Genomic DNA, 25,255 nt, shown 5'->3' on the forward strand with positions numbered 1-25,255 from the left:
GGCCGCCTTGCCAGGCCCACAGCTTGCCTGCCAGCACTGCCGCAGCGCGCAGCCCTTTGCACAGGGCGTGCGCTGCGGCAGTGCTTTTTTGTGCCTGCGGCCGCCGGGCACCACGCACAGGCCCCACGTCCCGGTGCGGGGGCGCGGCGGGCCTTCAATCGGCCAGAAAGCGCCCGGCCAGGCTGCCGGCGCGCCAATGCCTGCGGCGCAGCCAGGGCTCGAGCTTGTTGCGTTCGCCGCCGCGCAGCTTGACCAGCGCAGGCCAGCAACTGGCATCGCCGCGCGCCCACAGTAGACGGGCGTAGAGCGGGCGGCGCTTCCAGCGCGCCTGCAGGTGCAGCCAGTAGGCGCTGTCCTCGGCGCGCAGCAGCGCCAGCCGCCAGGGCTGCGCCGGGGGCAGGGCCACGGCCTGGTGCAGCACCTCTTGCGCCACCACGTGGATGGTGTGGTAGCTGGGCTCGCCAATGTTTTGCGTGTACTGGGCAAAGCGCCCCTGCTGGCGCAGCGTCTGCAGGTAGCTGGCCGTGCCCTGCTCGACCACTGCGGCATGAAAGCGCGCCAGCCACTGTGCGATGAAGGGGTTGCCGGCCGGGGCGGCCAGGAACCAGCTTTCGATCACCGGGAAGTCTGGCGCGGTGGTGTAGCCGTCCAGGTAAAAGCCGACGAAATCGGCGCGCTGCGCCTGTTGCAGCGCCGGCAGCCAGTCGTCCAGCGGGCGCGTGAGGATGATCGAGGCATCCAGCCAGATGCCGCCATGGCGCTGTAACAGCGCCAGGCGCATCCAGTCGGTCTGCTTGGCGATGTTCAGCTGCGCCAGCGCCTCGGGCAGATCGGGCAGGAACTGGCGCACATTGTCCGCATGCAGCAGGTGCACGGTGTGCTGCGGGTTCAGGCGGCGCCAGCTGTCGATGCAGCGCTGCACCACCAGCGGGGGCTGGGCGTCGTGCCAGTAGGTCCAGATCACGCGCGGGATGGGCGCTGGCAGGCCCTGGGCCGCATCGGCCGTCGTCTCAGGGCCGGCCTGCCAGCGCTGCACGGCCGGCGTTGGCAGGGGTTGGAGGCGGGCATGGCGGCGCAGCCACAGGGCCAGCGCTGCCGCGCCCAGCGCCAGCAGCAGCGCGCAGCCGATCAGGCCTGGCAGCAGTGCGCTGGCCCAAAGGGCATCAGGGGCAGCGGCGGCCACTGGGGCGGCAGAGGGCAGTGCGGTCAAGGCGTCAGCGGGCATGGGCGTCGTGGTCGGGCGTAGGGCTGGCAGGCGGCGCCATCAGATAGCGGCCAACCAGGCTGCCTGGCAGGTACAGGCCGGCGGCCAGGTAGTGGTCGAGCTTGCGCCTGTCGGGCCCGCGCAGCTTGATCAGCGGCGCAACGGCGGGGCCGGCCTGCATGAAAAACAGGCGTTTTTTCAGGCGGGCACGCTGCCAGCCGGCTTGCACGTGATAGGCAAAGGCACTGGCTTCTGCTGGCCACAGCGTCAGGCGGTAGCGGGCATCGTCGCGCTGCAGCACGCGCTGGGCGGCCAGGTGCATGCTCAAGTAATCCGGCGCGTCGATGGCCTGTTGCAGCGCTGGCAACAAGCCTAGGGCCTGCAGGTGCTGCAGGTAGCCGGTATTGCCGCGCGGCACGACTTCAGCGTCGAACTCGCGCTGCCAGGCAGTGACGAAGGCGCTGCCTGGCGCGGCGGCCATGAACCAGTTTTCCACCACCGGGTATTGGGTCGAGGTGGTGAAGCGCTGCAGGTAAAAGCCCAGGTATTCGCTGCCTTGCGCTTGCTGGGATTGCAGCACCCAGTCCAGCGGCGCGGTGAGGATGGTGCTGGCATCCAGCCAGATGCCGCCATGGCGCTGCAGCAGCGCCAGGCGCAGCCAGTCGGCCAGTTTCTGGGGCGAATCGGCCAGCAGCACCGCAGGCAAATGGGGCAGCAGCGCACGGGCGCGGGCCAGGTCCAGCACTTCGATGCGCCAGTGCGGGTGGTGCTGGCGCCAGCTGGCCAGGCAGCGGGCGATCAGTGGCGGTGGGGCTGTGCTGTCCCAATAGGTCCAAAGAATGCGTGGGATTGGCGCAGGCCCGACCGGTGCGGGCGCGCCGATCTGCCAGAGCTGGGCTGGCGGCGCCTGCCAGGGCGGCAGCGCCGGGCGGCGCCAGCCGTACCAGCGCTTGAGCAGGCGCGCCAGCAGCAGCTCGCCGCGCACGCGCCAACTCAGGGCTGGCTGGTTGGCAGGGGGGCCGCTGGGCGGCGTGGCGGGGGTGGGTGCGCTCATGCGGTGGTTCGTGCGGCGTCTTGTGCAGCGGCTGGGGCGGTCAGCACGGCTTGGCGCGTGCGTGCGTAGCGCAGCAGCCAGCCGCGGCGCAGGTAGCCGCGCAGCAGGGCAGCAGGCGGCAGCGGGCTGCAGGCCAGGTAGTCCTGCGCGAACTGCCTGGCCAGTGCCTGGGCCTGGACAGGTGGCGGCGCGGCGCGCTGCAGGGCGCGCAGCGCACCCAGGTAGTTGCGTGCTGCCAGATGGGCGATGGCAAAGCGCATGGCGTCGCTGGCCAGCTCCGGCTCGGCCTGGGCGCAGTGGCGCCAGTCCTGCACGAAGGGGCGCAGCGCGCGCGACAGGTCGGCGGCCTTGGCGGCATTCATGCCCGCCAGAATGCTGCCGGCGCGCTGGCGGTAGGCGACCCAGGGCTCGGGCACATGGATGGCGCTGCGCGCGCGCAGCAGCAACCGGGGCATGGTGGCCATGTCCTCGAAATAGGCCCCGGGCGGGAACTGCAGGCCCTGCCACAGCTCACGGCGGGCGATCTTGGACCAGGCATGCATTTGCCCGCCCAGCAGCATGCCTTGCAGCAAGGCCGTGCGATCGCGCAGCAGGGTGCGCGCTGGGCCGTGGAAGCTGCGCCGGTGGGCTTCGCCGCGCAGGCGGTGCTTCAGGCGCGGCTGGGCGCGCCACAGGCTGAAGTCGCACAGCACCAAGTCCGGGGCGTGGCTTTGGATGGCCTGGTGCAGGCTGGCGATGGCGCCCGGCTGCAGGAAATCGTCGGAGTCGAGAAACCAGATGTAGGCGCCGCTGCTGGCGGCCAGCAGGCTGTTGCGCGCCGCGCTCAGGCCCTGGTTGTGCGGGTGCCGCAGCAGTTGCAGCGCGCCGGGCCAACGCGCCTGCAGCTGCTGGGCCAGCGCGGCCGAGCCGTCACTGGAGGCATCGTCGAGCAGCAGCACCTGCACGCCGGGCACGCCCTCAAGCTGCGCCATCAGCGATGCGATGCACTCGCCCAGGTAGTCCTGCACGTTGTAGACAGGCACCAGCACACTCAGCCAGGGGCGCTCTCTCATGGTGCGGGCCTGCCTTGGGTGAGCAGCTGCAGGAACTGCGCTTCGTAGGCGGCCTGCATGCGCTGCTGGCTGTAGAGCGACTGGGCATCGTGGCGGCCTTGTGCGGCCAGCCTGGCAGCCCAGGCGGGGTCGCGCAACAGGCGCTCGAGCGCATCGGCCAGCGCCAGCGGATCGCCGGGCGCGGCCAACAGGCCGTTGCGCTCATGTGCGATGACCTCCTGAATGCCTGGCACGCGCGAGCCGACCACGGCGCAGCCGGCGGCCATGCCTTCGATCAGCGCCAGCGGCATGCCTTCGTAGTGGCTGGAGAGCACGCAAATGCGCTGCCCCATCAGCAGGCTGGGCACGTCGTCGCAGCGCCCCAGCAGCTGCACTTGCTCACCCAGGCCCAGCTGCTGCGCCAAGGCCCGGGCGCGGCGCTGCAGTCGCTGACTGCCGCCGCCGGCCAGCCACAGCGTAGGCTGCAGGCCACGCTGGCGCAGCGCGGCCAGCGCGTGCAGCAAGGTGGCGTGGTCTTTCTGGCGGGCAAAGCGCGCCACCATCACCAGCCCTGGGCTGCGTTGGGCCAGCGGCAGGGCATCGGCCTGGGCATAGGGCTGCAGCGCAATGCCATTGGGGATGGCGATGGTTTTCTCCGGCGCGAAGCCCAGGGCCAGCAGGCTATCGCGCACCCCTTGGGAGCAGCCGATGATGCAGGCCGTGCGCCGCGCCAGCCAGCGCGCCTGGGCCAGCCGCCAGGGGGTGTAACGTTCGCGGCTGTTGTGCTCCACGTGCACCAGCAGCGGCACCTGGGCCCACAGCCCGGCGTAGCGGCCCCACAGGTGTTCGCTGAAGCCGTGCGCCACCAGGATGTCGGGCGGCCACTGCAGGCAGATGCGCCGCAGCTGCCAGATCGTGGCCCAGTGGCTCCAGCCGCTGACCACGTCCACCGGCAGGCCTTGCGCGCGCAGTGCGGCCACCTTGTCCGGCGGCGTCTGGCGCTTGCGGCGCAGCACCAGCCGGGGCTCGAACTGGCCGCTGTGCAGGTGGGCGCGCACCAGGTCGATGGCCACCTGCGTGGCGCCGGAAAAGCCGCCGGTGACGAAGTGCAGCACGCGCGGGCGCACGCCAGGGCTGGGGCGATGCGGTGTGCTCACGGCGTGGCTGCCGGTGCGACCGGCCCGCTGGCGGTGAGCTGGACGATCTGCTGGCGCACGCCGCGCAGACAACTCCAGACCGCAATGGTCATGAACAGGTAGAACATGATGCCGCTGTTGTGGGCATAGAACACCTGCGTGATGCCGTAGCCGGCAAACATCACCGGCAGGCTCAGCCCGGCCAGCTCCAGGGCCCGCTGCTGGGCCTGCAGCGCCTGCAGGCGTGACCCGCCGTCGTCATGGTGCGCTTGGTTGCCGCGCTGCGGCCAAAACACGCACAGCGGCACCAGATAGAAAAAGCCCAGCACCGCCACGCCCACCAGCCCAGTCTTGACGAACACGTCCAGCACTTCGTTGTGCACATGCTGGTATTGCAGGATGGAGGGGCGGTATTGCCCAGCCTGCACGCGAAGCTGCTTCTCCTGCATGTAGCCCGGCAACGACCAGCCCAGCAGCGGTTTTTCCAGGCCCATGTCCCAGGCCAGGCGCCAGTGTTCCAGACGCTGACCGATGGAGCTGTCTGCCCCGTGCCGGGCTTCGAACTGGGCCACCTCGCCCACGGTGCGCTGCCAGCGCTCGTTGAGCATGTGCGGCTTGGCCACGACCACCATGGTCATTGACGCCAGAAAGGCGCCGCCCAGGCCCAGCGCCAGCGCCGGGCGGGCATTTTTGGCCAGCGCCAGGGCCAGCGGCAGCGCCAACAGCAAGGCCAGCCAGCCGCCGCGCGAGAGCGACAGCACCGAGGCCATGCAACCGGCCAGTATGGCCAGCATCGCCAAAGCCATCAGGCCGCGTTGCTGCGGCCTGGCCCAGCGGCCCCGCGTGAGCAGCGTGCCGCAGCTCAACGCCGCCAGCATCACCGCCAGCTGCAGAGCCAGATTGCCGTATTGGATGGCATTGGTCGTGCCCGTGGCGCGCCAGTAATCCAGTAAGAACACTTGCCAGAGGGCAATGCCGCCCGCGCCCAGGCAGCCCAGCAGCACGCCCCAGAACAAGGCGCGCGGATTGGCCGGGTAGGCGGCGGCAAAGAACAGGCAGGGCAGGGCCAGCAGGAATTTGATCGGTCGATCCCAGCGGCCCAGGCCCTCGGCCGGGTCGGAGAGGAAAATCCACACCAGCCCCATCAGCACCATGGCTGCGGCCAGCCAGCGCGTGGATGCATCGACCGGCATGCGCGACCAATGCTGCAGGCTGCACAGCGCACCCAGCAGCAGCAGCGCCGCGCCCCAGGAGTAGCCCGAGGGCAGCCACAGCGCCAGTGCGGGGATCAAGAAGACCGCCGCACTGCTCAGGCGCTGGGGCCAGGAGGGGGAAATACTTGTACTACTTGCAGGCACGGCAAAGCCCTGGTGGCGCTGCAGCCCCAGATGCCAACATGGCGCGCCGCAAGGGCGGCGCACACGCGGCGGCTGGGGAGGGCGCAGCTCAATGGCCGCGGAACACTTCGCCCGCCTTGAGGTGGTAGTGCGTGCCGCAATAAGGGCAGCGCGCCTGGCCGGTGTGGGCGATGTCCAGGAAAACGCGCGGGTGGTGGTTCCACAGCGGCATGCCAGCCACCGGGCTGGGGCAGAACACACCGCCGTTTTCATTGAGGTCCTTGGCCAGCAATTCGACGCTGGAAGCAGTAGAGGAGGATGCGTGGCTCATAGAGGGGGTGGTCAGACAAAACAAAAAAGCCTGGGCAGTGCCCGGCGCAAACCGGATTTTATGCCGCGCCCTTGGGAAGGTCTTCATGAATCGCAGCGTCACTGCGCCTTGCAGCCCATCCCAATCTATGCGAGGCGATTTTGAGGGCAGCCCGCAAAAGCCTGTTCAAAGCATGGCGGATTGGCCCAGTTCATCTGCAGTTTTGCCAATGCGTGGCGGCATGGCTGGAAAGTTTGGCCCAGAGTGGAGATTTCAGCGTAGAAAGATGCTGCTTGCAGCAACTTTCTTTAACTCATTGAAAAGTTCGGAAAATCCCCCTCTTTTTCATTGCGTGCATGCACATGGAATGCTTTCAAATGAGCAAAAACGCCCAAGGATAATGCGCCATCTTGTCGAATGCTTTGCCAAAGGACACGCAATGACACAACAGATTTCCCCCCCGAAGTCCAACCCCCGGCGCTGGCTGTTGGGCGGCCTGCTCGCAGCCTGTGCGGCATGGCCTGCCTGGGCGCATGCCGCCACTGCCGCAGAGCCCAAGGGCGAGCCCATCCGCCTGGCCCTGGTCGAAAGCCTCTCGGGCCCGTTTGCCAACACCGGCGAGGCGGTATTTCGCAACCTGGCCTGGGCGGTCGAGCGCGTCAACGCCCGCGGCGGCGTGGCCCTGCCTGAGCAGCAAGGCGGCAAGCGCCCGCTGCAGCTGTTGCGCTTTGACAGCAAGGGCCAGAGCGACGAGGCGCTGGCGGCGCTGCAGTCGGCGCGCGATGCCGGTGCGCAGTACGTGCTGCAGGGCAATTCCTCGGCCACGGCCGAGGCCATCCTCAACGCAGTGGAAAAGAACAACCAGCGCACTCCGCAGCAGCGCATGCTGTTTCTCAACTACTCGGCCGTCGATCCGGCGCTGACCAATGAAAAGTGCAGCTTTTGGCATTTCCGCTTCGATGCCCATGCCGACATGCGCATGAATGCGCTGATGGATGTGTTGCAGGCGGACACGGCGATCAAGAAGGTCTATCTGTTCGGTCAGGACTACAGCTTTGGCCACGCCGTGCTGCGCGAGGCGCGCCGCCAGCTGGGCGAGCGCCGCCCGGACATCGAGATCGTGGCCGAGGAATACCACCCCGTGGGCCGCATCAAGGACTTTGCACCCTACGGCGCCAAGATCAAGGCCAGCGGCGCGCAGGCCGTGGTCACCGGCAACTGGGGCAACGATTTGACGCTGTTCATCAAGGCCGCTGGCGAAGTGGGTTTTGACGGCAGTTTCTACACCTTCTACGGCAATGCGCTGGGCGCGCCAGCGGCCATTGGCGATGCCGGCATCGGCAAGGTCATTGCCGTGGCCGACTGGCTGCCCAACAAACCGGGCCAGGCCAGCCGCGCGTTCTATCAGTCCTTCCGCGAGCGCTTTCCCAAGCCCGCTGATGACTATGTGCACATGCGCATGCAGCTGCTGATCGAGGCGCTGGCCGCGGCGATGGAAAAGGCCGGCAGCACCGAGCCGGCGGCCGTGGCCCAGGCCCTGGAAGGTCTGCAGGTGGAGCTGGCCGGCCAGGCCGGCCAAATGCGCGCGGCCGATCACCAGTTCCAGCAGCCGCTGGTGGTCGGGCGCATGCAGAAAGCCGGCAGCGAGGCCGTGCCCTTTGACGTCGAGGGCTCGGGCTATGGCTTCGAGGTCGTGCGAACCCTCACGCCCGAGCAGGCCCAGATGCCGCACCGCTGCAGCATGCAGCGGCCCCAGTAAAGGGGCAGTTTGGGCCGCACTTCGCAGCGGCCCCTCGCTTCGGGCATGAGCGAGCTCTGAGGATCTGTTCAAAATCTTTGCACGGCGGTCAAGAGAGCGGATTTGGGCGCTTTGCTGCGCCCGCAAAGCCTCGCCATAGCCCCAGCTATGGCTGCGTTTTGCGCCTTGCAGCCCACCCCAAACCGCTTCTTGCCCGCTCGCACCGAGATTTTGAACAGGTTCTGAGCGCGCCTTGTGGCCATCCAAACTCTGAGGGTAAGGCCGCATTGCCTGCCAGGCATGGGCCTGGGTATGCTGCCGCACACAAGTCAGCATGGCTGGCTTGTCATTTGCGAAAGTAGCCCACGATGCCCATGCGCGTTCACCTCCAGGCTGTGCCCGAAACCATGCTGTGGACGTTGCACAATCGCGCCAGCGAATCGCTGCGCGGTGATGCGTTTTTCCGCGACCCACATGCCGAGCGCATCTACGCGGCCATCGACTATCCGTTCGAGCGGCACTTTGGCCCGCCCGACTCCTCGCACGCGGCGCGGGCACAGGCCTTCGATGACGTCATCGGCGACTGGCTGCAAGAGTACCCGACAGGCACTGTGGTCGAGCTCGGCTGCGGCCTGGAGACCCAGTGCCTGCGGCTGGACAACGGCCAGGTGCGCTGGCTGGCCATCGACACGCCCGAGGCCATCGCCCTGCGCGAGCATTTCATCGTCCCTGGCTCATCGGCTGCGCCCCGTCTGGAGCATTGGCGCGGCGATGCCTGCAACCCGGCATGGATGGAACTGGTGGATGCGCAGGAGCCCGTTTTTATCAGCGCCCAGGGCATGCTGATGTATCTGAGCGAGCAGCAGGTGCAGCGCCTGCTGCAGGCCGTCGCCGCACGCTTTAGCACTGGCGCTGCGCCGCTGCAGCTCATGTTCGACGTGGTGCCGCCCTGGGTGGCGGCACTGACGCAAAGCCCCGGCGGGCTTTGGAAAACCAGCCATTATCGGGTGCCGGCCATGCGCTGGGGCATAGGCGCCAGCGCCGTGCCTGCGCAGATCAGGCAGTGGCTGGGCCCTGGGGCGCAGGTGCGCTGGATCGGCTACAGCCATTACCGCGCCTGGCCTGCCTGGTACCTGCAATGGCTGCGGGCCTGGCCATGGGCCCGGGACAACATGCCGGGCATGGTGCATGTGACGCTGCAGTCATAGGCGCCGCAGCGGCGCGGGTCTGGCGGCCCGGTCCGGGCAGTCTGCTGCGCGACACATTTTCGCTGCTGCTCAGGGCGCAGCGCCATCGCCAGCTGCGGGCTTCGTGCAGACTTGCCCTCCTGCCTTTGTGCTCGGTCGTAGCGTCTCTATCGCATCTGGCCTATGCCGATGCTCAGCGGCGCAAGCAACCGTTTTGCCCTGTCAACCAAAATGCGCGTCGTTGCATTGATCGGCCATGCGCCCTATATTGCATTTGATGCTCTTTGCATAGAGGGTTTTCCCGGCCATTCTTTGCAATGTGTTGCAGAAGCCGCTTGGGGCAAGACGGCTTGAACGGGCGCTTGCCCACCGAGCAGAGATTCTGAACAGCCTTGCACCTGCGCCGCCCCATCCATCCACCCGACCTTTGTGTACCAGCCATGATCGACACGAAACAGTCACCCCCCTCTTCGGCGGCTCCTGGCGATGCCAAGGAGCGGCGTGCGTTGCAGCCCCTGCACATACCGATTCGTGCGCTGGGGCCGACGCACCGCGAGCAAATCCTGGAGCATTTGCTCAGCCTGACCGAGCGCGACCGCTATTTGCGCTTTGGCTATCCGGCCTCGGATGCGCAGGTGCGCCGCTATGTGGAGGGGCTGGATTTCCAGCGTGATGAGATTTACGGCATCCACAACCGCAAGCTGGAGCTGATCGCCATGGCCCACCTGGCGTTCGACCCGCCCACGCCGGGCAAGCCGCGCGCGGCGGAGTTTGGCGTGTCGGTGCTGAGCAAGTACCGTGGGCGCAGCCTGGGCGCCAAACTCTACGACCGCGCCATGATGCATGCGCGCAATGAGGGGGTGGAGACCATGTACATCCATGCCCTCAGTGAAAACGCGCCCATGCTGAAGATTGCGCGCAATGCGGGCGCGACAGTGCACCGAGAGGGCAGCGAATCCGAGGCCTATTTGAAGCTGCCCAAGCCCAATCTGAACTCGCGCCTGACAGAGGCATTCGAGGATCAAATCGGCGAATTTGATTACCGCATGAAGGTGCAGGCCTACCAGTTCCAGTCCTTTCTGGACAACCTCTGGGGCATGGGCATGCACCGTAAGCCCGAGGCTCGGCCTGTGCCTGAGCAGGAGCCAGACGCTGCGCCAGCGCAGAAGCAGGATTGAAGGCGCATGGCGCAGCAGTGCGATGGCCCCGGCAGCCAATGGCAGCCGGGGTCGCCCTTGCATTGACCTGTAGCGGCGCAGGGCGCGTGGCTGCAGCCGGCTTGGTTGGTCGCTCTTGGGCGACTTCGGCTATGCTTGCGCCCTGTGTCCAACCATCGCCCCTTGCGGGTGCATTGCTTTCGTGACGTCTGACCACGCCCCCGCGCGCGCCAACGAAAAAGAAGAAAAGCGCAGTCTGCGCCAGCGCATCGCCCAATTGCTCTATCCGCCGCCGGCTACGCCGCAGGCTCTGATCGACACTATTGCCGCTGCAGAAGAGCAAGACACCATCAAACCTGAGGTGCGCATCATGCTCGAGCGCGTCATCCGCATGGAGTCCATGACTGCCGCTGACGCCATGGTGGCTGCCTCGCGCATGGACATGCTGGATGTGGATGCGCCCTATGAAGAGCTGCTGGCCACGGTGATCCGCACCGCTCACTCGCGCTTTCCAGTCTATGAAGGCTCGCGCGAGAACATCATCGGCGTGCTGCTGGCCAAGAACCTGCTCAAGCTGCAGCGCGCGCCCGAGCTGAACATCCGCTCGCTGCTGCGCGCGCCGCTGCTGCTGCCCGAGACCAAGCGCCTCAACGATCTGCTGCGCGAGTTCCGCCTGCATCGCAACCACATGGCCATCCTGGTCGATGAGTTCGGGCGCACTTCCGGGCTGATCACCATCGAGGATGTGCTGGAGGAAATCGTCGGCGAGATCGAGGATGAGTTCGATGAGCCCGAAGATCTGGGCGAAATCTACGCGCTGGCCAATGGCAGCTGGCGCGTGCGCGGCGACACGCCCATCGGCAAGGTGCAGGAGTACTTTGAAGTCACACTGCCTGAGGCCGATACGCAGGACGAGCTCGAAACCATCGGCGGGCTGGTGGCGCACGTGCTGGGCCATGTGCCGGCGCGTGGCGAGAGCGTGACGCTGGCCAGTTTGCATTTCGACGTGCTGCACGCCAAGGGCGGCGCCATCCGCTGGTTCCGTGTCACGCGTCCGGCGGCGCAGCAGGGCTGAGGGCCGCGCTGGCACACCGCCCTGCAACAGCCCCGCGCCTGCCCAGCGCGCGGTTTGCAGTATTGTGACGATATGTAATGGCGGCCCCGCCGGGCCCGCTACCATTGCGCGCATCGCATCCTGCCGCAGTGGCACTCCCCATCTTCTTTTGCACCACCCATGCTGCGCCTGCTCCGACCCGACCGCCTGGCGGCTTTTTTCTTTCTGCCCCTGTTGGGCGCCTTGCAGGCCTGGGCCCTGGCCGATGCCCAGGGGCAGCCCAATTGGTGGGCCCAGCTGCTGGCCCTGGGGGGCTTTTTCCTGTTCCTTGATGGCAGTCGCAGCCCTTGGCAGGCCGCCTGGCGCGGCTGGTGGTTTGCTGCTTGCTGGTTGGCCGCGGCGTTCGCGTGGCTGTACACCTCGATGCACGTCTTCGGCGGCCTGCCTGCGCCGCTGGCCGGGGCCGGCGTGGCGGCGCTGGCTGGGGCGCTGGCGCTGTATTACGGCGTGGCCGCCGTGCTGTATTGGTATGCGCGCGTGCATGGCTATCTGGGCAGTGCCGTGGTGTTTGCCGCCTGCTGGACGCTGGCCGAGCTGGCCCGTGGTCAGTGGCTGACGGGCTTTCCCTGGGGGGCCATTGGCTATGCCCATGTCGATGGCCCGTTGGCGCCGCTGGCGCGCTGGGTGGGCGTGTACGGCATCGGCGCCGTGGCGGCGCTGGCTGCGGCACTGCTCGGTCTGGCGCTGGCGGCTGTACCTGGTTATATCTTTGGGCGTTTCATCCATGTGGCGCGCCTGCCGGTGTCCGCGCCGCGGCTGCTGTCCCCGCTGCTGTGGCTGGGGGCGCTGGCCGCAGGCCTGCATTACGGCGGCCAGTGGCAGGCGGCGCAATGGGCCCAGGCCGATGCTGCGCTGGCCCAGCGCCCGCCGGTGCGGCTGGCGCTGCTGCAGGGCAATATCCCGATTGCCGAGAAGTTCGACCCCAGCACCGGCGTCATGGATTCGCTCAACTGGTACGGGCGCCAGTTCTTGGAGCGCAAGGAGTCGCTGGTCATCGCGCCGGAAACCGCCATCCCGGTGCTGGAGCGGGATTTGCCCAGCAGCTACCTGGAGGTCGTCACCGCACCCTACCGCAGCGGCCAGCAGGCCTTGCTCACAGGGCTGCCGCTGGGCGATGCGGCCTCGGGCTATACCAACTCGGTGGCGGGCATCCGCCCTGGCGAGCCGGACTACGTCTACAGCAAGTCGCACCTGGTGCCGTTTGGCGAATTCGTGCCGCCAATGTTCCAGTGGTTCAACGACCTGATGGACATCCCGCTGGACAGCTTCAGCCGCGGCCTGCCGGTGCAGCCGTCATTTGCCTGGCAGGGCGAGCGCTTCGCGCCCAACATCTGTTATGAGGATTTGTTCGGCGAGGAGCTGGCGCGGCGCTTTGCCGACCCATCCCAGGCCCCCACCGTGCTGGTCAACTTCAGCAACATCGGCTGGTTTGGCGATGGCGTGGTGATCGACCAGCACCTGCACATCAGCCGCATGCGCGCGCTGGAGCTTGAACGCCCCATGGTGCGCGCCACCAATACCGGCGCCACGGCCATCATCGATCATCGCGGCCAGGTGCAGGCCAGGGCCGAGCGCGCCAGCGTGCAGGTGCTCAGTGGCCAGGTGCGCGGCGTGGGCCAGGCCGGCGAGGCCGACAGCATCACCCCTTATGCGCGCTGGGCCGGCCACGCCGGCCTGTGGCCGCTGTGGGGCTTGGCGCTGTGCATGTTGCTGCTGGTGCCGATCGTGATGCGCCGCCTGCCGCGCATGGCCTGATGCGGCACGATGCAGACATCGCACGGCGCTGGCATTGGGGGCATTTCAGGGGCGCTCAGCCGCCGGCGACTGTCATGCGGTTGATCAGCACCGAGCCGCAGGTCTTGGCCCCATAGGTATAGGCATCGGCGCCCACGGCCTCGATGCCCATGAACATGTCCTTGAGGTTGCCGGCGATGGTGATCTCCTGCACCGGAAAGGCGATCTGGCCGTTCTCGACCCAGAAGCCGCTGGCGCCGCGCGAATAGTCGCCAGTCACGCCGTTGACGCCCTGGCCCATCAGCTCGATGACGAACAACCCAGTGCCCAACTTTTGCAGCATGGCCGGCAGATCGTCGCAGGACTGCGTTTGGGTTGAGTTCAGGCACAGATTGTGCGAGCCGCCGGCATTGCCGGTGCTGCGCATGCCCAGCTTGCGCGCCGTGTAACTGCTGAGGAAATAGCCTTGCACGCGGCCATCGCGCACCACGTGGCGCGGCGCCACGCGCACGCCTTCGGCATCGAAGGGGGCGCTGCCCTTGCCGCCGAGCAGAAAGGGGTTTTCCTCGATCTCGATGTGCTCGGGGAAGACCTGTTGGCCCAGCGAATCGGGCAAGAAGCTGCTCTGGCGGTACAGCGCCGCGCCGCTGATGGCCTGCGTGAAGGCCCCCAGCAGGCCAGCGGCCAGCGGCGCCTCGAACAGCACCGGGCATTGCCGTGTGGCGATGCGGCGGCTGTCCAGGCGCGAGAGCGCGCGCTCGGCCGCATAGCGGCCAATGCGCTCGGGCGAGGCCAGGCGCCGCGCGTCGCGCATCGAGCTGTACCAATAATCGCGCTGCATGTTCGCGCCCTTGCCCGCAATTGGCGCCACCGACAGGCTGTGGCGTGAGCTGGCGTAGCCGCCCTCGAAGCCATTGGTGTGCGCGGCATAAAAATGCCCATGCTGGGCCGAGACGCTGGCGCCCTCGCTGTTGGTGATCTGGCCGCTGGTCTGGAAAGCGGCCTGCTCGCAGCGCAGCGCCAGTGCGGCGGCGGCCTCGCTGTCGATCATCCAGGGGTGGCAAAGATCCAGCTCCAAATGCGTGCCTGGCGCAGCAATATCGGCCGCATCGGCCAGGCCCGCGTGCGGATCCTCGGCCGTGTGGCGGGCAATGTCGTAGGCAGCCTGCACCGTCTGCGCCACGGCCGCGGCGGAGAAATCGCAGGTGCTGGCATTGCCTCGGCGCTGGCCGATGAACACCGTGACGCCCAGCGACTTGTCGCGGTTGCGCTCCACCGTCTCCAGCTCGCCCTGGCGCACGCTGACAGAAAGGCCGGAGCCTTCGGAAACCTCGGCCGCTGCGGCCGTGGCGCCGAGCTTCTTGGCCTCGGCCAGCGCCTGGTGCGCCAAGGCCTGGAATTGCTCGCGGGTGTAGGAAAAGAGCTGCGCGGGCTGCGCCTGACGGGCCGCGGCGCGCGCGCGGGAAGAGCGGTTTCGGGAGACTGGCTTCATGATGGCCGGTATGATACTTGCGGCCGCCCAGAGGCGGCCCATTCCATTTTCCATGGCCGCTGTCATCGTGCAGACCTTCCCTGGCCCTGAGCGGGCCAGGCGCCCATTCCAACCCATGCAGAGAAAATCCCCACGCGGTTATTTCGTGCGCGGCCACTTTGTTGCCGCAGGCAGCGAAGAGGACCAGCAATTCAAGGCCGAGCTCAAAGGCCGCGAAGTCAGCAAAAGCGACAAAAAGCGCGAAAGCCATGAGCTGCAGGCCTTGGGCGAAGCCCTGCTGGGGCTGCGCAGCGAGCTGTTTGCCCGGCTGAGCCTGCCTGATGCGCTGTGCGAAGCCCTGCAGGAGGCGCGGCGCATCAGCGACTTCGAAGGACGGCGCCGCCAGATGCAATACGTGGGCAAGCTCATGCGCCGGCTGGACGCCGCCGAGATCGACGCCATCCGCGCCGCGCTGGACATCCAGAAAAGCGGCAGCGCCGAAGAAAAGCAGGCCCTGCACGAAGCCGAGCAATGGCGCGAGCGCCTGCTGGCCGACGACCAGGCCCTCACCCAATGGCTGCAGCACTACCCGGCTGGTGACGTGCAGCAACTGCGCAGCCTGATCCGCCAGGCCCGCAAGGAAAGCCCTGCGGCCACTGCCGCCGAAACCTCTCAGGGCAAGGCGCCGCGCAAAGGCAAGGCCTACCGCGAGCTGTTCCAGTGGATCGACCGCGCCCGCCGCGCCCAGGCCGAGCAGGCCGAAGATCAGCGCCACTACCGCGAGGACGATGGCGATGGAGAGGGCGAGGCCTGATTCTGGATGGGGCCTTGGCTTGCAGCCCAACGGCGCTGGGGCCAGCGCCAGCCCAGCACCATGCCCGCCGCCCCCAGCAGCACCAGCGCCCCGCCCAGCCACTGCAGAGGGCCGGGCCACTGGCCAAAGGCCCAGACATCAACCGCCAGCGCCACCAGCGGGTAGAGGAACGACAGCGCCCCGGTCAAATACGTGGGCAAGCGCTGAATGGCCCCATACAGCAGGATGTACATCAACCCCGTGTGCACCACGCCCAAAGCAACCAGCCAGGGCCAGCTGCTTGCCGCCACGGCCCCGGCCTGCGGCATGGCGGGCCACAGCAGCGCCACGCCCACCACGGTGTGCATCAGGCTGAGCAACTGTGGCGGCATGCCGCGCAAGCGCTTGGCGATAAAGGCCGCCAGCGCATAGAAAAAAGCCGCGCCCAGCGCCATCGCCACCCCGGCCAGATAAGCGCCATCCGCCCCGCCGGGCCGGGCCTGCGCCACCAGCGCCACCCCGCCAAAAGACAGCAGCAACCACAGCCAGCGCGCCAGCCCCGGCCGCTCGCCCAGCAGCAGCGCCCCCAGGGCCACCAGCATGAGCGGCTGTGTGTTGTAGACCACCGTCGCCACCGAAATCGACGTGCGCCCATAGGCGCCAAACAGCAGCAGCCAATTGAGCACGATGGCCACGCCGGCACAGGCCGCCAGCGCCAGCTGCCGCGCCCCCGGCCAGGCCGTGCGGCGCAACTGCCCCAGCGCCAGGCACACCGGCAGCAGCGTCAGCGCGCCAAACAGGCAGCGCCAGAACACCACCTCCGCCACCGGCCGGCCCGAGGACACCACCATCCAGCCAATGGTGCCGGAGATCGTCATCGCCGCCGCCATCTCCAGCCCGCCGCGCCATGGCGCCTGCTGCCCCGTCTCTGCGTTGTTCATTTGCCTTGCCGCCTTGCTGCCTGTTGCCGTGTGAATGAGCCTGTACGAAGCCAGGCAATGTATCGGCCAGGCCGCCCATTCAACAGCCATCATCGAAGGCAAATGGCGAAATAATCATCCGAAAAAAAGGCCAACCCACAGAAAAACCGATGATGCTCGACGACACCGACCGCCAACTGCTTCACCTGCTGCAAACCGATGCACGCCTGCCCATCAAAAACCTGGCCGAACAAGTGGGCCTGTCCGCCCCGGCCACAGCCGAGCGGCTGCGCAAGCTGCAAGATCGCGGCGTGATCCGCGCCTTCACCGTGCAGGTCGAGCCGCGCGCGCTGGGCTACACGCTGCAGGCCATGGTGCGCATCAAGCCCCTGCCCGGCCAGCTCAAGGCGGTGGAAAAACTGCTGCAAACCATCCCCGAGCTGGTTGAATGCGACAAAGTCACCGGCGAAGACGGCTTCATCGCCCGCCTGCAGCTGCGCTCCATCGAACACCTGGACCACATCCTCGAACGCATCGCCCACCTGGCCGAAACCCACTCGGCCATCGTCAAATCGCAGCCAGTGGCGCGACGCCTGCCGGCGTTTTGATGGCCGGCAGCGCAGGCTCAGCCGCCTGGCGCCAGCGCCCACTCATGGCGCATCGAGCCGCGCTGACTGAACGCCGCGTACCAGTCCGCCAGCTGGGGGTATTGCCCGCGCCAGCCGTATGCGGCAAACCGCAGATCCAGATACCACAGCAGGCAGGCCAGCGTGATCGTGCCGATGTCCACGCGCTGGGCCAGCTGCGCCGCCTGCGGCTCCAGGTGGGCCAGGCCGCTGCGCACCTTGTCCAGCTGCGCGGCGCGCCAGTCGGCCCACTGATAGGCCGCCGGGCGGGCCACTTCCTCGTAACGGGCCAGCAGGCAGGCTTCGAGCATGCCGTCGCCCAGGGCCTGTAGCGTCAGGGCCTGCATGCGCGGCCCCAGCTGGCAAGGGAAGATCTCCCCCTGGGCCAGCGCATTGAGGTATTCGCAGATCACGCGGCTGTCGTAGAGCACTTCCTGCGTATCGGTATAAAAGGTCGGCACCTTGCCCAAGGGGTTGATCGCCACCAGCGCCTGCGAGCGCTGCACGGGATGGGCATTGGATGGCAGCAGCTCGATGCGCTCGTGCAGGCCCAGCTCCCAGGCCGTGATCAGGCATTTGCGCACAAATGGCGAATAGGGCGAGAAGAAGATTTGCATGTATTGGATGCTTGAGGGTTTGGAAGTGGAATCAGGCAGCCGTTGGGCCTGGGTGGTTCCTGGCCATGTGCTGTGCTGCCAGCCAGCCGAAGGTCATGGCGGGCCCCAGTGTGATGCCAGCGGCGGGGTATTCGCCGCCGAATACGGAGCAGGCGTCGTTGCCTGCGGCGTACAGCCCTTGCAGGGGCCGGCCGTGCGTGTCCAGAACCTGGGCATGGCCATTGATGGCCAGGCCCTGTGCGGTGCCGATGTCGCCGGGAAAGACCTTGACGGCATAAAAGGGTGCTGTGCGCAGTGGGCCAAGGCAGGCATTGGGTTGCTGGGCCGGATCGCCCAGGTAGCGGTTGTAGGCGTTGGCGCCTTTGCCGAACTCAGGGTCATGGCCCGACTGGGCGTAGCCATCAAAGCGTGCGGCGCTGGCTTGCAGCGCTGCTGGTGGCAGCCCCAGCATGCGGGCCAGCTCTGCCAGGGATGGTGCTTGGTACAGATAGCCTTGCTCTATGAGGTGCTGGCGTGGACGTCCGCCTGGCAGCGCCAACCCCAGGCCCCAACGCTCCATGAAGTGGTGGTCGCAAATCAGATAGGCGGGGATGGCAGGCTCAGAGCTGGCATACATGGCGCGGACGAACTCATGGTAGCTTGTCGCTTCGTTGACGAAGCGACTGCCCGCACTGTTGACGGCCATCAGACCCGGCTTGGCGCGGTCCCAGACCAAGTGCGGGTAGCGAATGACCTGACCATCAGCCTGTGGCCAGAGCGAAACGGGTGCCCACAGGGCGGGCCCGGAGGCGCAGCGGCCCCAGGCGGCGCCACTGGCCAATGCCATGGTGATGCCATCGCCCGTGTTTTGCTCTGGAGCCATGGAATAAGGCCCGCTGGGTTGTGGGTAGTGCTCGGTGCGCAAAGCGCCATGCCAAGCAAAACCGCCAGTGGCCAGAACAATGCCGTGGCGGGCATGCAGTGCGACGACTTGTCCATCACATTGCGCCAGGACGTGGTCAATGCGGGTGTTGCCTGAGCTGCGCTGCAATTTCAGCACCTTGGTATTCAAGCGATAGTCGACCTGGTGTTTGAGAAGCATGGCAAACAGCTGTCCGGCCAGGGCATTGCCCAGCACCAGGCGAGTGCCGCGATGGTGGCCTTGCAGACGGTCTTTGGCATAGCGCAGCAGCAAGGGCAGGCAGGCCTTGAACGCCGTCCATGAGCGGGTTGCGGACAGCAAGTTTTTAGCGTCTGTCAGGGTAACCATCATGCCGCCGAGCACCATGAACTGGGCCAATGGGTCGCGCAGCTCGTTGAATCGTTGGCCCAGCTGCCTTGCGTCGAATTCGGCTGGATCCAGCGTGCGACCGCCCATGCCGGCGCCTGGCAGGTCTGGGTAGTAATCGGGGCAATAAGTGCGGGCTTTCAATTGCAGCCCTGCTTGTTGCAGGGCGCGCATGGCCTGGGGCGCGGCCTGCAGGAATGCTTCGCGCAAGGCGGGTTCGGCGGCGCGCTGCACGACCTGATCCAGATATTGGCGCACCGCTTGTGGGTCATCGGGGTGGCCAGCCTGGGCGCTGTGATCGTTCAGCGGAGCCCAGATGGCGCCGCCCGACAAAGCAGTGCTGCCGCCAATCTGGTGGTGTTTCTCCAGCAGCAGTACCGAGAGCCCATGCCGCTTGGCGGCAATGGCTGCAGCCATGCCCCCCGCACCCGAGCCAACGACAATCACATCCCAGTTGCTTGGCGAGATCGCATCCTTCATGCGAGGCTCCCGCCCAGCGACTTGCCGCCGTCAACGATCAGCACCTGGCCAGTGATGAAGCGAGTGCGCGGCGAGACCAGGAATGCAACCGCCTGTGCGATGTCCTTCGGACTGCCTGCCTTTCCCGTGGGCTGAAGGGCCAATTGCTGGGCCAGACGCTCGGGTGATAGCGTTCGCAGCATGGGGGTGTCGATCAGGCCAGGGGCGATGGCATTGACCAGAATGTCGCGATGCGCCAGCTCCATGGCACAGGCGCGGGTGTATCCCACCAGCGCGGCTTTGGCGGCGACGTAGTGTGGGTGGTGGCGCGCCCCGAGATAGGCCCGCGAGGCAATGTTCACGATGCGCCCGCCATCGGGCATGCACCGGGCGACTTCCTGAGTCAATATGGCTGCGGCCATCAGGTTGATGCGATAGGCCTGCTCGAAGTCTTGGGTGCTGACCTGCTCGAAGCTGCGTTCGGTGAACAGGCCAGCGTTATTGACCAAGGCCTGGATTGGTGGCAGGGAGCGCACGAATGTGCGTATGGCGGCTTCATCGCTCAGGTCGAGCACGCAAGGAATATGGCGTTTGTGATGCGCCATCTGTGCCTTTGCAGCAGCCACGGCTTGAGTATCACGATCCAGCCAGATGACCTGAAAACCATCGTCGCAAAGCCGCTCGACCGTGGCCAGCCCCATGCCACGGGCCCCACCGGTCACAAGAGCAATTGGCGCCTCGCCGGGCGAGTTGTGCTGCGCAGGCATGGCCGGGGCTCACAGGCCGTAGCTGGTGGAGTCGATTTGCTGGTACAGGTTGTCGCTCAGTACCTTGTGCACGGCTTCGGCGCTGCTTCGGTCGATGCCTTGCAACAGCTGCTTCCATTTCTGCTCTGCACTCAGGTAGTCCTGGATCAGCGCCGTAGGGTCTGCGACCTTTCTCTCCTGCATGGCCTGCTGCGGCAAATTCTTGGCCAGATCGCGTTTAAATTGCACCAGCTTTTCGTTGAGGGCGGCAGACGGCTCGACCATCTCCAGGCCGCGCTCGCGCGCGCCCTTCAGTGCAATTTCCACTTCGTTGTGGTAGCCCACCTGGGAGCGCGCAATTCCCCAGGCAATGGTGTCGATCAAAATGCGCCGCTGCTCGTCGCTATAGGACTTCCAGTCCTTGGTGTTGAAGACGTAGTTAGCGCCAACCACGACGCCCATGGGCAGACGAGTGACGGTTTTGGCGACTTCCCAGAACCTGTAGCTCGTGCCCAGGTTGGATGGATCGCTCATCGTGCAATCGATGGAGCCGCGCTCCAGGCCTGTGTAGATGTCGGACGAAGGAACGGACACTGGGATCGCGCCCAGCGCTTTGATCCAGGCATTTTGCGCGCCGCCTGCAGTGCGGATTTTCAGCCCCTGGGCATCGTTGACGTCGCGGATGGTTTTGCGGCTGCACAGCAGGTTGTAGACGGGAGTGGAGTAACCGCCGAGAAACAGCCCGCCGTTCTTGCGCCATTCGGCTTGCAATGCAGCGTTCTTGAGGTTGAGCTCGGTATAGGCAAAGGCTGCAGCCATGTCGTCGTCGGAGACGAACACCAAATCGTTAAGGACGTTGTTGAGCGGGAACTCCGAAGGCGTGTAGGGCGGGTAGACGATGCCTACGGCCGCCACGCCGTCGCGCACGCCTTGCATGGTCGTGCGTGCAGGCACCAGGGATCCTGAGGAATGCACTTCGATCTTCATGCGCTCGCCCGACTCCTTGGCGACGTCCTGTGCCCACTTTTGGTAGTTCTCCCGATTGAGCACATGACTGGTTGCCATCCAGTTGGTGGCGGTGATGTTTTGGACCTGTTGCGCATGGCTGTTGGTGGTGGCCCAGAGGGCCATGGCCAATGTCAGCAAGGTGTGGCGAGCGCGGCGTGGTGGCATGGACGTTCTCCTGAGTGGGTTGGCAAAGTCAAGTTGCAGTGCCCAGGCTGGTGGGCAGCCACAATGCAATCTGCGGGAAGGCGATGAGCAGGCCCAGCGTGCACAAATCCACAAGAATGAATCCGCCAACGCCACGGAAAATCGTGCCCAGCGGCACGCGCTGGCCCAGGGCGCTCTTGATGACGTAGACGTTCATGCCCACAGGCGGGGTGCATAGGCCGATTTCCAGCAATTTGATGACCAGGATGCCAAACCAGACCATGTGCACGTCTGCGGCTTCCAGAAGTGGCAGCAGCAAGGGGATGGTCAGCAGCATCAATGAAATGCCTTCCAGCACGGTGCCCAGCAGCAGATAGATCAGGCTGATGGCCAAAATCATGGCCAGCGTACTGTCCGTCATGGACAGCATCCATTGCGCCATGGCGCCAGGCAATTGGCTGAAGGACATGAAGCGCGAGAAGATGGCCGCGCCGACCACAATGATGAAAATCGACGCCGTGCCCTCGGCCGTATCGCGCAGCGCTTGCCGCATCACATGCCAGCGCATGGCCCGCTTGAGCGCGGCAATCACGCAAGCCAGTGCCGCACCGATGGCGCCGGCTTCGGTGGCGGTGAACAAGCCGCTGAAGATGCCGCCGAGCACGCCGAGAATGAGCACGGGCAAGGGCCAGACGTCCAGCAGTGCCTGGCGTTTGGCCGCTGCGTCGTAGCGTGTTGGATCCGGTGGAGCCAGGGATGGATTTCGCAGCACGCGCAGCGTCACGTAGGCAATGAACATGAACGCCGTGAGCAAACCGGGCACCAAGCCGGCCATGAACATCTGCGCAATCGAAACGTCGGCAAGGATGCCGTAGACGATCATCAGCACGCTGGGCGGAATCATCGAACCCAGTGTGCCGGCAGCAGCCACGGTGCCAGTGGCCAGCGCCGGGTCGTAACGGGCATTGAGCATTTCCGGTACGGAAATGCGCGAGAAGGCCGCTGCAGTGGCCACACTCGATCCTGCCGCAGAGGAAAACAAGGCACTGGCAATCACCGTGGAAGAGGCCATCGCGCCAGGCACCCTGCCAAAGAAGATGCGCGTGGCGGCAAACAGGCCCTGGGTCAGGCCCGCGGCGGTGGCGATGTAGCCCATCAGCAAAAACATGGGCACGGCTGAGAGATTCCAGTCGCCAATGATTTCGTAGGGGATGGCCTTGGAAATGCCTATGGCGGCATTCCAGGACGTCAAGGCCGCAATGCCGCACACGCCCACCGCGCCCATGGCCACGCCAATAGGCACCCGGACAAATACCAGCAGCAGCGTCACCACGACGCCAATCAGGCCAACGGTTGAGCGATCCAAGTCCATGGTTGGGCCTCACTGCGCGGTTTTTCGGCCGGAGGGCTGGCTGGCACAGGCTTGGCGGCCATGGCCTGGGCGCAGTTGTTGCACCAGGCGCAGCAGCAGGGCCAGCGTGGCAGCGCCCATGCCGATGGGGATGAGAAAACGGCTGGGCCAGACGACGATGCGCCACAGGCCATCGACGTACTCTTGCACCTGCCAGGCCTCTTGCGCCAAGCCAATGCCCAGCCAGGTCAAAAATGCGAAGAACGCCAGCGAAATGACACTGGCAATGAAATCCAAAGGCTTCTGCCACTGGCCAGGCAAGCGGTCGTACAACATTTCCACGACGATGGAACGCCCATCCAGCTCAATGCAGGCCAGCGGCAGAAAAACCACCGAGATCATGTAGTAGGCGGCCACGACCTCGGCCGTGCCAGGCACGGGGCGCTTATAGAGATACTTTCCGGCCACATCCAGCGTGACATGCAGCATCATCAGCATGAGTGCCAGGCCGGCCAAGGCCATGAGCAGCCGGGCCAGGAAGTGAATCAGCTTGCTCAGCATCATTGCATCCTGTAGCCGCCATTGACGTCAATGACGCTGCCGGTGAGATAGCTGGCCTCTTCCGATACCAGATAGGCCGCGGCGGCGGCCACGTCCTCGACACTGCCGATGCGGCCCAACGGAATGCTGTTGGCGGCTTTGTCAAGATCGCCACTGCTGGCAATGGTGTTGCGCAGCATGTCGGTGTCGATCAGGCCAGGGGCGATGCAATTGGCGGTAATGCCCAGATGGGCGACTTCGCGGGCATAGGCCTTGGCGTAGCCCATCAGCCCGGCCTTGGCGGCGATGTATGCCGCGCTGGAGCGATAACCGCCAAGCTGGGCTGCGACAGAGCCTAGAAAGACGACTCGGCCGTGCGCCGTAGGCATGGCACTGAAGCGGCGCAAGAATTCCCGGCTGCACAGAAATGCCCCGCGTGTGTTCACAGCAAAGGAACGTTCCCAATCTTCCAACTCAAGTTTTTCAATGGGGGATCTTTGCCCATTGGGCAAGATGAGCAGGCCGGCCGCACAAATCAGCCCGCTGATACGGCCTTGCTGCTTTTGTACGGCGTCGAACAAGCGGGTGACGCTGGCTTCATCGCTGACATCGACGTGGTAGGCCGCATGGTCGGTGCCCATTGACTGGGCGGTGCGGGCGGCATTGTCTGTGTCAATGTCAGCAATGGCCACGCGATGGCCTCGCGCCGCCAGTAGCGTGCCAATGGCAGCGCCAATGCCTTTGGCACCTCCGGCCACAATGAAAAGACGGGACATGCTCATGCGATTGCAACTAGGCTGGCATTGGGCTTCAATGGCCCGTTTGCCGGGTTTCAGAAAGACTGCGGCACCATGCCGGATCAATGTTTCGATGGCAATTGTGTATACATAATTGCCGAAAATCTCTCAGTGAATACCCTAGATCTGCCAGATTGATCAAAATTTGTATACATATGCCTACCTTATCGGAACAAATCACCCAGCAGCTGCGTGACTGGATTTCACAGGGCAAGCTCCCGCCGGGCGCACGGCTTGAAGAAATTCCCGTGGCGCAGCAACTTGGGGTGTCGCGCACTCCTGTGCGCAGTGCCCTGCAAATGCTCAGCGCAGAAGGTTTGATAGAACACCGGCCCAACCGGGGCTATACGATCAAGGAGTTCAATCTGGAGGAGATCATGAGCGCCTATGAAGCGCGCGCTGCGCTGGAGGCTGCGGCATGCAGAAAAGCGGCGCTCAACGGGGTCAGCACAGAGATGGCGCAGCAGCTTCGGCAATGCCTGATCGTGGGCGATGGCTTGCTTGCCAAAGGCCGTTTGACGCCGCAGCAGGAGCTGAGTTACCAGCAGATGAACATGGACTTGCACCGTCTGTTGGCACAGGCAGCGCGCAGCCCTCAGGTGCAGAAATACATTGAGCACATCAACAATGCGGTGCCACAGGCCTCGTCGCGGGTCATGCGCTGGGAGCTGGATTTGGGCATCCTGCGCCGCTCACATGACGACCATCACCGTATCGTGGCCGCAGTGCTGGAGCGCGATGCGCACCGCGCGCAACAGTTGATGGAAGAACATGTCTACTTTGCCGGGCTGCTGTTCAGACAAAGCTATTTGCAACAGGCGGCGCAACACGCGGCACAACAGGGGCAGAAAAAGGCGCCCCAACTTCGCCGGTAAGGCTAGGTTTGCATGCGCGTGGGTGCAGCGGCCTTGACGCACAATGCACGGTGGCCTGAATGTCACAGGCCTCTTTATCTCAAGTGGCAGGGCATTGATGAGTGATTGCAACAGTGGTGGGGGCCACAGCGAAGAGCCCCATGGTGTTCTTGATGACGTGGCGCCTCTGAGCCCTCTGGGCCCCCTGGAACAGGCCATTGTCCTGGCCGTAAAAGCCCATGCCGGGCAGTGCGACAGTGATGGCTCGCCCTATGTGCTGCATCCGCTGCGGGTGATGGCGCGCCTGGGGGCGGGCGCCAGTGCCGAGCAGCGCATGGCGGCGGTGTTGCACGATGTGTTGGAGCAAACGCTGCTGACGGAGCAGGATTTGCTGCAACAGGGTTTTGCGCCGCAGGTGGTGCAGGCCGTGCGCGTGCTCACACGCCCTGATTGGGAGTCGCGCCTGGCGGCAACGCAGCGCGCTGCGGCCGATCCGATTGCATGCGCCGTCAAGCGCGCCGACATCCTGGACAACATGGACTGGGCGCGCATCCCCGATCCCCAGCCCGAGGACCATGCCCGCATGGCCGAATACCGCCAGGCGCTGGCCTGGCTGGACGCGCATGAGCGCGATGCCTGATGTCTCCTGCCCACGCTCCA

25 protein-coding genes are annotated in these 25,255 nt (G+C 65.7%); 10 read left to right on the top strand and 15 right to left on the bottom strand.

The window, feature by feature from the left end; genetic code table 11:
• Nucleotides 1–154: 154 nt before the first annotated feature.
• The 6 genes from CLI93_RS09065 to CLI93_RS09090 all read right to left on the bottom strand — a co-directional run bounded on the left by CLI93_RS09065 (nucleotide 155) and on the right by CLI93_RS09090 (nucleotide 6,093).
• Complete coding sequence (locus CLI93_RS09065; RefSeq protein ID WP_095542221.1) at nucleotides 155–1,225, bottom strand: glycosyltransferase family 32 protein; 1,071 nt, start codon at nucleotides 1,223–1,225, stop codon at nucleotides 155–157.
• Nucleotides 1,215–2,258: a glycosyltransferase family 32 protein gene (locus tag CLI93_RS09070; protein ID WP_095542220.1), complete on the bottom strand. Its 1,044-nt coding sequence runs from the start codon at nucleotides 2,256–2,258 to the stop codon at nucleotides 1,215–1,217. Before CLI93_RS09070 ends, CLI93_RS09065 begins: the two co-directional genes overlap by 11 nt.
• Entirely contained in the window at nucleotides 2,255–3,310 is a 1,056-nt protein-coding gene (locus tag CLI93_RS09075) for a glycosyltransferase family 2 protein (protein ID WP_095542219.1), read from the bottom strand. The genes CLI93_RS09070 and CLI93_RS09075 overlap by 4 nt, the downstream gene beginning before the upstream one ends.
• Nucleotides 3,307–4,446: a glycosyltransferase gene (locus CLI93_RS09080; RefSeq protein ID WP_238945792.1), complete on the bottom strand. Its 1,140-nt coding sequence runs from the start codon at nucleotides 4,444–4,446 to the stop codon at nucleotides 3,307–3,309. Before CLI93_RS09080 ends, CLI93_RS09075 begins: the two co-directional genes overlap by 4 nt.
• Nucleotides 4,443–5,783, bottom strand: a complete 1,341-nt coding sequence (locus CLI93_RS09085; RefSeq protein ID WP_238945791.1) for an O-antigen ligase family protein — start codon at nucleotides 5,781–5,783, stop codon at nucleotides 4,443–4,445. Before CLI93_RS09085 ends, CLI93_RS09080 begins: the two co-directional genes overlap by 4 nt.
• A gap of 88 nt (nucleotides 5,784–5,871) precedes the next feature.
• Complete coding sequence (locus tag CLI93_RS09090) at nucleotides 5,872–6,093, bottom strand: zinc-finger domain-containing protein (protein WP_095542218.1); 222 nt, start codon at nucleotides 6,091–6,093, stop codon at nucleotides 5,872–5,874.
• Between the two features lie 418 nt (nucleotides 6,094–6,511).
• Here CLI93_RS09090 and CLI93_RS09095 point away from each other — a divergent pair, with 418 nt between their 5' ends.
• The 6 genes from CLI93_RS09095 to lnt all read left to right on the top strand — a co-directional run bounded on the left by CLI93_RS09095 (nucleotide 6,512) and on the right by lnt (nucleotide 13,023).
• The gene (locus CLI93_RS09095) at nucleotides 6,512–7,831 is read left to right on the top strand and encodes a branched-chain amino acid ABC transporter substrate-binding protein (RefSeq protein WP_095542217.1); all 1,320 of its coding nucleotides are present in this window, start codon (nucleotides 6,512–6,514) and stop codon (nucleotides 7,829–7,831) included.
• A gap of 353 nt (nucleotides 7,832–8,184) precedes the next feature.
• Entirely contained in the window at nucleotides 8,185–9,018 is an 834-nt protein-coding gene (locus CLI93_RS09100; protein ID WP_172424255.1) for a class I SAM-dependent methyltransferase, read from the top strand.
• 162 nt (nucleotides 9,019–9,180) lie between these two features.
• Nucleotides 9,181–9,351, top strand: a complete 171-nt coding sequence (locus CLI93_RS15150) for a hypothetical protein (protein WP_172424254.1) — start codon at nucleotides 9,181–9,183, stop codon at nucleotides 9,349–9,351.
• Between the two features lie 86 nt (nucleotides 9,352–9,437).
• On the top strand, nucleotides 9,438–10,175 hold the full coding sequence (locus CLI93_RS09105; protein WP_095542215.1) for a GNAT family N-acetyltransferase: 738 nt from the start codon (nucleotides 9,438–9,440) through the stop codon (nucleotides 10,173–10,175).
• Between the two features lie 181 nt (nucleotides 10,176–10,356).
• On the top strand, nucleotides 10,357–11,229 hold the full coding sequence (locus CLI93_RS09110) for an HlyC/CorC family transporter (protein WP_095542214.1): 873 nt from the start codon (nucleotides 10,357–10,359) through the stop codon (nucleotides 11,227–11,229).
• Nucleotides 11,230–11,388: 159 nt separating this feature from the next.
• On the top strand, nucleotides 11,389–13,023 hold the full coding sequence (gene lnt, locus CLI93_RS09115) for an apolipoprotein N-acyltransferase (RefSeq protein ID WP_238945790.1): 1,635 nt from the start codon (nucleotides 11,389–11,391) through the stop codon (nucleotides 13,021–13,023).
• A 55-nt stretch (nucleotides 13,024–13,078) separates the two neighbouring features.
• On the opposite strand, the gene pmbA is transcribed toward lnt, so the two are convergent.
• Nucleotides 13,079–14,494 (bottom strand): metalloprotease PmbA, encoded by a 1,416-nt coding sequence (gene pmbA, locus CLI93_RS09120; RefSeq protein WP_095542301.1) that lies wholly within the window; start codon nucleotides 14,492–14,494, stop codon nucleotides 13,079–13,081.
• A gap of 115 nt (nucleotides 14,495–14,609) precedes the next feature.
• Between pmbA and yjgA the strand changes: the two genes are divergently transcribed.
• A complete protein-coding gene (gene yjgA, locus CLI93_RS09125; RefSeq protein ID WP_095542300.1) occupies nucleotides 14,610–15,287 on the top strand; it encodes a ribosome biogenesis factor YjgA in 678 nt (225 codons plus the stop codon).
• Here yjgA and CLI93_RS09130 read toward each other — a convergent pair.
• Nucleotides 15,248–16,207 carry a DMT family transporter gene (locus CLI93_RS09130; RefSeq protein ID WP_095542213.1) on the bottom strand — a complete coding sequence of 320 codons (960 nt, stop codon included), beginning with the start codon at nucleotides 16,205–16,207 and terminating at the stop codon, nucleotides 15,248–15,250. The two genes, yjgA and CLI93_RS09130, sit on opposite strands and share 40 nt — an antisense overlap.
• 149 nt (nucleotides 16,208–16,356) lie before the next feature.
• Here CLI93_RS09130 and CLI93_RS09135 point away from each other — a divergent pair, with 149 nt between their 5' ends.
• Nucleotides 16,357–16,794: an Lrp/AsnC family transcriptional regulator gene (locus CLI93_RS09135; protein ID WP_095542212.1), complete on the top strand. Its 438-nt coding sequence runs from the start codon at nucleotides 16,357–16,359 to the stop codon at nucleotides 16,792–16,794.
• A 17-nt stretch (nucleotides 16,795–16,811) separates the two neighbouring features.
• On the opposite strand, the gene CLI93_RS09140 is transcribed toward CLI93_RS09135, so the two are convergent.
• From CLI93_RS09140 to CLI93_RS09170, 7 genes are read right to left on the bottom strand one after another with little or no spacing between them, the layout of a single operon-like run.
• The gene (locus CLI93_RS09140; RefSeq protein ID WP_095542211.1) at nucleotides 16,812–17,429 is read right to left on the bottom strand and encodes a glutathione S-transferase family protein; all 618 of its coding nucleotides are present in this window, start codon (nucleotides 17,427–17,429) and stop codon (nucleotides 16,812–16,814) included.
• A 31-nt stretch (nucleotides 17,430–17,460) separates the two neighbouring features.
• Nucleotides 17,461–19,176: an FAD-dependent oxidoreductase gene (locus CLI93_RS09145; RefSeq protein WP_095542210.1), complete on the bottom strand. Its 1,716-nt coding sequence runs from the start codon at nucleotides 19,174–19,176 to the stop codon at nucleotides 17,461–17,463.
• Nucleotides 19,173–19,922: an SDR family NAD(P)-dependent oxidoreductase gene (locus tag CLI93_RS09150; protein ID WP_095542209.1), complete on the bottom strand. Its 750-nt coding sequence runs from the start codon at nucleotides 19,920–19,922 to the stop codon at nucleotides 19,173–19,175. Before CLI93_RS09150 ends, CLI93_RS09145 begins: the two co-directional genes overlap by 4 nt.
• A gap of 9 nt (nucleotides 19,923–19,931) precedes the next feature.
• Nucleotides 19,932–21,074 (bottom strand): C4-dicarboxylate TRAP transporter substrate-binding protein, encoded by a 1,143-nt coding sequence (locus CLI93_RS09155; RefSeq protein WP_238945789.1) that lies wholly within the window; start codon nucleotides 21,072–21,074, stop codon nucleotides 19,932–19,934.
• A gap of 28 nt (nucleotides 21,075–21,102) precedes the next feature.
• Nucleotides 21,103–22,425, bottom strand: a complete 1,323-nt coding sequence (locus CLI93_RS09160; RefSeq protein ID WP_238945788.1) for a TRAP transporter large permease — start codon at nucleotides 22,423–22,425, stop codon at nucleotides 21,103–21,105.
• Nucleotides 22,426–22,434: 9 nt separating this feature from the next.
• Nucleotides 22,435–22,965, bottom strand: coding sequence for a TRAP transporter small permease (locus CLI93_RS09165; protein ID WP_095542297.1), 531 nt, complete (start codon nucleotides 22,963–22,965; stop codon nucleotides 22,435–22,437).
• Nucleotides 22,965–23,720, bottom strand: a complete 756-nt coding sequence (locus CLI93_RS09170; protein ID WP_238945787.1) for an SDR family NAD(P)-dependent oxidoreductase — start codon at nucleotides 23,718–23,720, stop codon at nucleotides 22,965–22,967. The genes CLI93_RS09165 and CLI93_RS09170 overlap by 1 nt, the downstream gene beginning before the upstream one ends.
• A 155-nt stretch (nucleotides 23,721–23,875) precedes the next feature.
• On the opposite strand from CLI93_RS09170, the gene CLI93_RS09175 reads away from it, so the two are divergent.
• Nucleotides 23,876–24,616 carry a GntR family transcriptional regulator gene (locus CLI93_RS09175; protein WP_238945786.1) on the top strand — a complete coding sequence of 247 codons (741 nt, stop codon included), beginning with the start codon at nucleotides 23,876–23,878 and terminating at the stop codon, nucleotides 24,614–24,616.
• Nucleotides 24,617–24,773: 157 nt separating this feature from the next.
• A complete protein-coding gene (locus CLI93_RS09180; protein ID WP_238945785.1) occupies nucleotides 24,774–25,235 on the top strand; it encodes an HD domain-containing protein in 462 nt (153 codons plus the stop codon).
• The last annotated feature ends 20 nt before the right edge of the window (nucleotides 25,236–25,255 follow it).

It is taken from the genome of Vandammella animalimorsus, assembly GCF_002288875.1.
Taxonomy (GTDB): Bacteria; Pseudomonadota; Gammaproteobacteria; order Burkholderiales; family Burkholderiaceae_C; genus Lampropedia; species Lampropedia animalimorsus.

Excerpts from the sequence above, each read along its gene's own strand:
- CLI93_RS09065 (WP_095542221.1), bottom strand. The coding sequence starts at position 1,225 with ATGCCCGCTGACGCCTTGACCGCACTGCCCTCTGCCGCCCCAGTGGCC.
- CLI93_RS09070 (WP_095542220.1), bottom strand. The coding sequence starts at position 2,258 with ATGAGCGCACCCACCCCCGCCACGCCGCCCAGCGGCCCCCCTGCCAAC.
- CLI93_RS09075 (WP_095542219.1), bottom strand. The coding sequence starts at position 3,310 with ATGAGAGAGCGCCCCTGGCTGAGTGTGCTGGTGCCTGTCTACAACGTG.
- CLI93_RS09090 (WP_095542218.1), bottom strand. The coding sequence starts at position 6,093 with ATGAGCCACGCATCCTCCTCTACTGCTTCCAGCGTCGAATTGCTGGCC.
- CLI93_RS09095 (WP_095542217.1), top strand. The coding sequence starts at position 6,512 with ATGACACAACAGATTTCCCCCCCGAAGTCCAACCCCCGGCGCTGGCTG.
- CLI93_RS09100 (WP_172424255.1), top strand. The coding sequence starts at position 8,185 with ATGCGCGTTCACCTCCAGGCTGTGCCCGAAACCATGCTGTGGACGTTG.
- CLI93_RS15150 (WP_172424254.1), top strand. The coding sequence starts at position 9,181 with ATGCCGATGCTCAGCGGCGCAAGCAACCGTTTTGCCCTGTCAACCAAA.
- CLI93_RS09105 (WP_095542215.1), top strand. The coding sequence starts at position 9,438 with ATGATCGACACGAAACAGTCACCCCCCTCTTCGGCGGCTCCTGGCGAT.
- lnt (WP_238945790.1), top strand. The coding sequence starts at position 11,389 with ATGCTGCGCCTGCTCCGACCCGACCGCCTGGCGGCTTTTTTCTTTCTG.
- pmbA (WP_095542301.1), bottom strand. The coding sequence starts at position 14,494 with ATGAAGCCAGTCTCCCGAAACCGCTCTTCCCGCGCGCGCGCCGCGGCC.
- yjgA (WP_095542300.1), top strand. The coding sequence starts at position 14,610 with ATGCAGAGAAAATCCCCACGCGGTTATTTCGTGCGCGGCCACTTTGTT.
- CLI93_RS09130 (WP_095542213.1), bottom strand. The coding sequence starts at position 16,207 with ATGAACAACGCAGAGACGGGGCAGCAGGCGCCATGGCGCGGCGGGCTG.
- CLI93_RS09135 (WP_095542212.1), top strand. The coding sequence starts at position 16,357 with ATGATGCTCGACGACACCGACCGCCAACTGCTTCACCTGCTGCAAACC.
- CLI93_RS09140 (WP_095542211.1), bottom strand. The coding sequence starts at position 17,429 with ATGCAAATCTTCTTCTCGCCCTATTCGCCATTTGTGCGCAAATGCCTG.
- CLI93_RS09145 (WP_095542210.1), bottom strand. The coding sequence starts at position 19,176 with ATGAAGGATGCGATCTCGCCAAGCAACTGGGATGTGATTGTCGTTGGC.
- CLI93_RS09150 (WP_095542209.1), bottom strand. The coding sequence starts at position 19,922 with ATGCCTGCGCAGCACAACTCGCCCGGCGAGGCGCCAATTGCTCTTGTG.
- CLI93_RS09155 (WP_238945789.1), bottom strand. The coding sequence starts at position 21,074 with ATGCCACCACGCCGCGCTCGCCACACCTTGCTGACATTGGCCATGGCC.
- CLI93_RS09160 (WP_238945788.1), bottom strand. The coding sequence starts at position 22,425 with ATGGACTTGGATCGCTCAACCGTTGGCCTGATTGGCGTCGTGGTGACG.
- CLI93_RS09165 (WP_095542297.1), bottom strand. The coding sequence starts at position 22,965 with ATGCTGAGCAAGCTGATTCACTTCCTGGCCCGGCTGCTCATGGCCTTG.
- CLI93_RS09170 (WP_238945787.1), bottom strand. The coding sequence starts at position 23,720 with ATGTCCCGTCTTTTCATTGTGGCCGGAGGTGCCAAAGGCATTGGCGCT.